Annotated in this window: 8 protein-coding genes; all 8 read left to right on the top strand. The window is 58.0% G+C overall.

Annotation, left to right across the window (positions count from 1 at the left end):
* Positions 1 to 160 precede the first annotated feature (160 nt).
* The 8 genes from QMC81_11625 to QMC81_11590 all read left to right on the top strand — a co-directional run bounded on the left by QMC81_11625 (position 161) and on the right by QMC81_11590 (position 5,406).
* On the top strand, positions 161 to 1,147 hold the full coding sequence (locus tag QMC81_11625; protein ID MDI6908119.1) for a DevR family CRISPR-associated autoregulator: 987 nt from the start codon (positions 161 to 163) through the stop codon (positions 1,145 to 1,147).
* A 1-nt stretch (position 1,148) separates the two neighbouring features.
* Positions 1,149 to 1,898, top strand: a complete 750-nt coding sequence (locus QMC81_11620) for a hypothetical protein (protein ID MDI6908118.1) — start codon at positions 1,149 to 1,151, stop codon at positions 1,896 to 1,898.
* Between the two features lie 10 nt (positions 1,899 to 1,908).
* A complete protein-coding gene (locus QMC81_11615; GenBank protein MDI6908117.1) occupies positions 1,909 to 2,205 on the top strand; it encodes a type II toxin-antitoxin system HicB family antitoxin in 297 nt (98 codons plus the stop codon).
* A 103-nt stretch (positions 2,206 to 2,308) separates the two neighbouring features.
* Positions 2,309 to 3,316: a CRISPR-associated endonuclease Cas1 gene (gene cas1, locus QMC81_11610; GenBank protein ID MDI6908116.1), complete on the top strand. Its 1,008-nt coding sequence runs from the start codon at positions 2,309 to 2,311 to the stop codon at positions 3,314 to 3,316.
* A gap of 1 nt (position 3,317) precedes the next feature.
* Entirely contained in the window at positions 3,318 to 3,638 is a 321-nt protein-coding gene (gene cas2 / locus QMC81_11605) for a CRISPR-associated endonuclease Cas2 (GenBank protein ID MDI6908115.1), read from the top strand.
* The gene (gene cas4 / locus QMC81_11600; GenBank protein MDI6908114.1) at positions 3,635 to 4,207 is read left to right on the top strand and encodes a CRISPR-associated protein Cas4; all 573 of its coding nucleotides are present in this window, start codon (positions 3,635 to 3,637) and stop codon (positions 4,205 to 4,207) included. The genes cas2 and cas4 overlap by 4 nt, the downstream gene beginning before the upstream one ends.
* Positions 4,207 to 5,127 carry a type I-A CRISPR-associated protein Cas4/Csa1 gene (gene cas4a, locus QMC81_11595; GenBank protein MDI6908113.1) on the top strand — a complete coding sequence of 307 codons (921 nt, stop codon included), beginning with the start codon at positions 4,207 to 4,209 and terminating at the stop codon, positions 5,125 to 5,127. The genes cas4 and cas4a overlap by 1 nt, the downstream gene beginning before the upstream one ends.
* A 96-nt stretch (positions 5,128 to 5,223) precedes the next feature.
* On the top strand, positions 5,224 to 5,406 hold the full coding sequence (locus QMC81_11590; protein ID MDI6908112.1) for a hypothetical protein: 183 nt from the start codon (positions 5,224 to 5,226) through the stop codon (positions 5,404 to 5,406).
* Positions 5,407 to 5,747 lie beyond the last annotated feature (341 nt).

The following is a 5,747-nucleotide window of genomic DNA, read 5'->3' as shown; positions in this document are numbered from 1 at the left end:
GGACGAAGTGATCCAACTGATCAATTCACGTCCCAACGGTGCCGAACTGGTGGGTATGTTACTTTTGGCTTACGGCTATGCCAGGACCCTAAGGGCGGAAGGTTCGGAGCCAGGAACCTCTAATGAGAACGGGAATGGCAACAAATAGGAGGTTGTAGAAATGAAACTGCACTCTTTGGCTATCTCGGGTCTCGTAACGATGAACCTGCATGCCCTCAACAACGAGGGTGCCGAAGGGAACACCATGATGACCCGCATGGTGGAAATCATTGATGAACACGGCAATCTCCATACCGTCAACGCGATATCCGGCGACATGTTCAAACACATTCAGGCGGAACACCTTTTCCAGGAGGCCAGGTTGGCGGGATTGCCCCTCTGCGGGGGGTGCGCTCAGTTTGACGCCAATCGCATCGCGCGAGACCTCGAGTTGGCCCAACAGGTTGAACGGAGCCCTGAATACGCCGAGGCCAAAAAGAACGGGAAGATCGATTCGTTTAACCTGAGCAGGGTCCTGAATGCTTGTGTGGTTGACGATTGTGAAGGGATCTTGCTGACGGGCTGGGCTGGTTCGAAGTCGCTGGCCCGTAAGTCCTGCGTCGAATTTGGCTGGGTGGTCGGACGGCCGGAAACGACCCGTACTGAGGCATACATTCACGCCAAGTACGTTCCCGAAGGGCGCGGCGCGGGTTCCGGCTCCGAACAGAATCTGGGCCAGAACATCTTCCACCGACCGGCCTCCAGCGGACAGTATGCCGTGGTTCTAAACGTAGACCTATACCGCGTGGGGCGCAACGACATCACTTTGCACTACGACGTGGACGCTGAGCAGCGCGCGAAGCGTATCGAGACCCTGCTGAAGAGTGTACTCTACACGTTTGTCAAACCAACCGGTGCTCACCGAAATACCCAGCATCCGCACATCGTGGACTTCAGTGGCGTTGTGGCCATCTCGACCAATTCCCTGCCGGCGCCGACCGTGAGTCCGCTCAAGAGCAATTACCAGGAGGAGATTGAATTGATTGCACGGCATCTCAACGGGTTATACGACGCCGAGTATCTCCAAGTCAAACCGTTCACTGGCCTCGGTGAATTCAGCGGTGTTTTGGGAGACGTCATCAAGGCGGCTGAACCATGGGGTGAATAACATGACAGTCGGCAAAGACGCTAACGCCTCTTGGCTGATACTCCGTTATCTGCCTACGGCGATGTTCTCCGTCCGCATGACCTACGCCACGAATAAAGGTGGCAAAACATTGCTCGTGCCCACGCCGTATGCCGTTAAGCTGGCTTTAGTTGACGCCTGCTTTCGAGCATTTGGTGCGAACAAGGCAGAGGCTCGGGCCAAACAGGTTTACGAGCTCATCAAGGGGCGCCCCGTGCGCATTGGCCCGCCACGGCACTGCGTCGTACAGAACACTTTCATCAAGATCAAGCAAGAGGAGCGGGGTGCGCCAAGGGGCATCTATGCGCCCACCATTGCCTACAGGGAGTTCTGCTATTATGACGGTGAACTCAGAGTCGCGCTTGGTGCAGGGGGTATGTCTGACCAGGATGTAAGAGATCTGACTGAGATCGCAGCGCGGGTCAATTACTTTGGTAAGCGCGGATCCTTCATGCAGTTTATGGGAGCGAAATTCCATCACGGTGAGCTACCTAGGGGTTTCACCTGCCCGGAGAGCGAGGCGGACATTGTCAACGGTGGTTACCGATCAATGCATCACCTTGATGACTTCGGCCAGGCGCTCATTCAAGACCCGCACGGATTCGACCGGATCAACTCTTATGGGACGAAACCATCGAGCTTAGGATCCTACCGCGTTCTTGTGCCCACGATGCTGCCGTATCGCTACATGTCTAGCGGCAAACATTTCACCCATTACCAGTTGGTGGAGTAGGAATAGACAGGTGAAGGGAATAACTATATGGGGTCATCCACAAGGCAATCCCAGATTGCCCATTGGTTCTCGAGCAGAATCTCAAGGAGGAAGAACCCCCTTAAAACGTCGCTTTAAGATCCTTCTAGAGTGGAACGAACAAGGCGGCTACACGGTTACCGTTCCGACTTTGCCGGGATGTATCACCGAGGGGGACACCATTGACGAGGCCGTGAGGAATGCCAGGGAAGCGGTTGCCGGTTTCCTGAGGGCCCTTCAGAAAGCCGGGGCCCCCGTGCCGGGAAACGATAGCTGTTCATTGTCGTAAAACCTCGAAAAACCACTAGTTTCGCCGTTCTATTGCCGGATTTGAGGGTGTATGGTAAAATACCCCTCGCCCTACACAAAAATGCAGGGGGAGGGGTTTGCCGGTGCATCTTGTCGTAGAAGATTTTGGTGTTTCCTTAGGCAAGAAGAGCGAGCGGCTGCTGATCCGCCAGAAGGGCCAGGTGATCAGTGAAACGCCCTTCCGGGACATCGAGCAGATCACCATCGCCAGCAAAGGGGTATCCCTCTCCAGCGACGTCATCCAGGAGTGCACGGAGTACGGGATCCAGATCAATTTCCTATCCTTTTCCGGTAAACCTTACGCTAAACTCGCATCCCCGAACCTAACCGGAACGGTGGAGACCCGCCGGCAGCAGATCCTGGCCTACTTGGACGAGCGCGGTGTCACGCTGGCGAAGGCTTTTGTCGATGGCAAGCTTAAGAACCAGGCCAACGTCCTGAAGTATTTCGCTAAGTACCGGCGTACGACGGACGCCGCCAGGTTCAGCGAAATCTCGGGCCTTCTCGGCATCATCGACCGTCTCCGGGGGGAACTGGCTGCCCTGCACGCTCCGGCCATTGAACAGATCCGCGGGCAGATCCTGGCCATCGAGGGCCGGGCGGCGCAGCATTACTGGGAAGGCCTGAAGCTTCTCCTGGACGGCGGCATCGAATTCGACGGGCGGGAACGGCGCGGGGCGACCGACCCGGTGAACTCGGCCCTGAACTACGGCTACGGCATCCTCTACAGCCAGGTGTGGGGGGCGGTCACCCTGGCGGGGCTTGACCCCTTTGCCGGCTTCTTGCACACGGACCGTCCGGGGAAGGTCAGCCTGGTTCTGGATCTCATCGAGGAGTTCCGGCCGGTGGCCGTGGACCGGGTGGTCGTGGCGATGATCAACAAGGGTACGAAGATAGAGATGGAGGAGGACCGCCTGGCCGATGAAACCCGCCGGGAACTGGGGCGCCGGATCACGGAGCGCCTGAACGCCGAGGAGAGCTACGAGGGCAAGAAGCATAAGCTGAAGTTTATCATCCAGAAGCAGGCCCGGAGCATCGCCACCTTCCTGCGGGGCGAGGGGAAGTACCGCCCCTTCTCCGGGAGCTGGTAGCGTGAAGACGCTGGTTATTTATGACATCCCGGAGGACAAGATCCGCAACAAGGTTTTTGAAGCCTGTAAGGATTACGGCCTGGAACACTTCCAGTATTCGGCCTTCTTCGGTCAGTTAAGTCATAACCGACGGGAGGAGTTGTCGCAGCGCCTGCGCCGCACGTTAGGAGAGAAAGAGGGGAAGATCTTCATTTGCCCGATCTGCGACAAGGACTTGAACCTGCGCATTGAGATCACGGTTACGAGCGGCGACGCCGACGCGGAGGAGATCGACCGCCACGTCAGGGAGGCCGGGCGCAGGAAGAAGGCCCGGGCAGGATGACCCTCAAGGTTGGGGACATTAAGCAGTACCTCTATTGCCCGCGAATTATCTACTACACCTATGTGGCGCCGGTGGACCGGAAGGTTACGCCGAAGATGGTCTACGGCAAGGAAGAGCATATCGAGTTCGAGCGCTTGGAGCGGCGCCGGACGCTGCGGGCCTACCGCCTTGCGGAAGGGGAGAGGCGCTTCCGTACGCCGCTGGAATCCCCCCGTCTGGGGCTGCGCGGGGTGCTGGATATGCACGTCGTGACCTCGCTGGGTTGCCTGCCCGTCGAGGTAAAGTACACCGCATCCCGGCCGGGCCTCAATCATAAGTACCAGCTCGTCGCCTACGCCATGCTCCTTGAGGACGCCTATGGAAAACCGGTGCGGCACGGTTACTTGTACTTAATCCCCTCGAAAAACGTTTATGTGGTGGAGATCACGCCGAACGCGCGGGCGTTTGTCAGGCGGATGCTTCTACAGATTGCGGACCTTATCCGGCGGGAGACCTTTCCGCCGGCGACGCGCCGCGCGGGGCGCTGCGTCGATTGCGAATACCGCCGGTTTTGCGGGGATGTGGTTTAGTGTACTTCCTGACCGACGAAGAGCGAAAGCACCTGCTCAAGGGACTGCTGCCGCGCTCGCGCGACCAGGGGGTGGCCGACGAACTGCGCGGGTGGAACTGGTCCCAGCCGCCTCTCTCCCCGGTCTACGACATGCCTTTGGCGATCTACGAGGTGGCCGGGGCCTATTGTCCGACCAACCGGGACCTCTACCTGCGGCGTGTGGAGCGCGTCCGCCCCAAGCCGAGCCCGGCGATGGCACGGGGGAGTGCCTTGCACGCGGCGCTGGTCCATGTTTTAGTGGCCGCGAAGCGGCTCATCTACGCGCACGGCGTGGACAACTATCAAGAGATCTTTCGTTCCCTTCAGGAACTCGTTCCCCTGAGCATCGAGCCATATACCCGTGACCTCGCGCCGACCGAGGCCGAGAGCCTGCGCCAGAAAGCATTGATCATCCACGACTTTGAACGGGCCCGGATCATCGCCCGCATTCAGGAAATCCTCACGAAGCATCCGTACATCGGCGAGGACTCCCTGGTCAGCCTGGCTCTGCCGGTGGTCGTCGAGCAGAAGTTGGACGGGTCCTTTCTGGGCCTGAGCGCCAACCTCAGCACGGACGCCTTTACCTTTTGCGAGCCGATGATCCTTGACCTCAAATTCGGTGAGCCACGGAAGTTCCACCGCCTGCAGACCACCGGCTACGCCCTGGTCATGGAGGCTATCTATGAATTCCCGGTCAACCTGGGGTGCCTGGTCTACGCAGAGTTCAGGGGTAACCGGCTCATCATTAAGAAAGACCTGCACGTTATCGATGACGAGTTACGCCAGTGGTTCATCGAAGCCCGCGATGAGAAGGCCCGCATGATTTATGAAGAGATCGACCCGGGTGTTGCGGAGGAATGTCATCCAGCCTGTTATTGCTACCAGGTTTGTCATAGATAATAGCTTCCTGCATTGCAGGAATCTGCCAACTTGTGTCGAACGTATCCGGAAATCTTGTACCTGTTCAAAATCCCGGTCTAGCGCGAGGTGTCGGCTGTGGAGTACGGTACCGTCCTGCTGGCGGCCCTCCTTCACGACATAGGGAAATTCCTTCAGAAGGGCGACTTTGCGGGAACTGGAACAGGTGGCGGTACGATCGCAAGGGATATTGGCGCAAGACGTCCGTTCCATGAGAAAGTCAATGCCCTGGCCGGCGAATTGATCGCCCAGCTTGAGTAAAGGTTCTTCTTTTCGGACGATGGTTTCGCAAATCGCATCGGCAAGCGGTGCCCAGACAGCGTGTGAGGGTAGCCTTCCTCATGTCTGATGTGGCGGAATCTTTGACGGAGAAGACACGACACTCTTGCGGGTGCTTCGCAAATGGAGGGGGTTTCAGTGCAGATGAGTGGTTTTCGAAAAATCGGCTGTCAACGGGCGTGGGTACAAACCCGGAAAGGCTTGCGGTGCTTGGGTATTTTTTGAGCCGGCGCGGTCTGTTGCACCGGTTGGACCCGGCAAACGGGGACTGAAAGTCTGCGCCGGCCGCCTTGAGCTGATCGATATGGGCAGTTGCACCGGTT

Source organism: Thermoanaerobacterales bacterium (assembly GCA_030019475.1).
Lineage (GTDB): Bacteria > Bacillota > Desulfotomaculia > Desulfotomaculales > JASEER01 > JASEER01.
The sequence above is the reverse complement of the archived record's forward strand: the minus strand, read 5'-3'. Positions and strand labels throughout refer to the sequence as shown.

What these genes read in the sequence shown, in the direction of transcription:
- QMC81_11625 (MDI6908119.1), top strand. Translation starts at nt 161, where the DNA reads ATGAAACTGCACTCTTTGGCTATCTCGGGTCTCGTAACGATGAACCTG.
- QMC81_11620 (MDI6908118.1), top strand. Translation starts at nt 1,149, where the DNA reads ATGACAGTCGGCAAAGACGCTAACGCCTCTTGGCTGATACTCCGTTAT.
- cas4 (MDI6908114.1), top strand. Translation starts at nt 3,635, where the DNA reads ATGACCCTCAAGGTTGGGGACATTAAGCAGTACCTCTATTGCCCGCGA.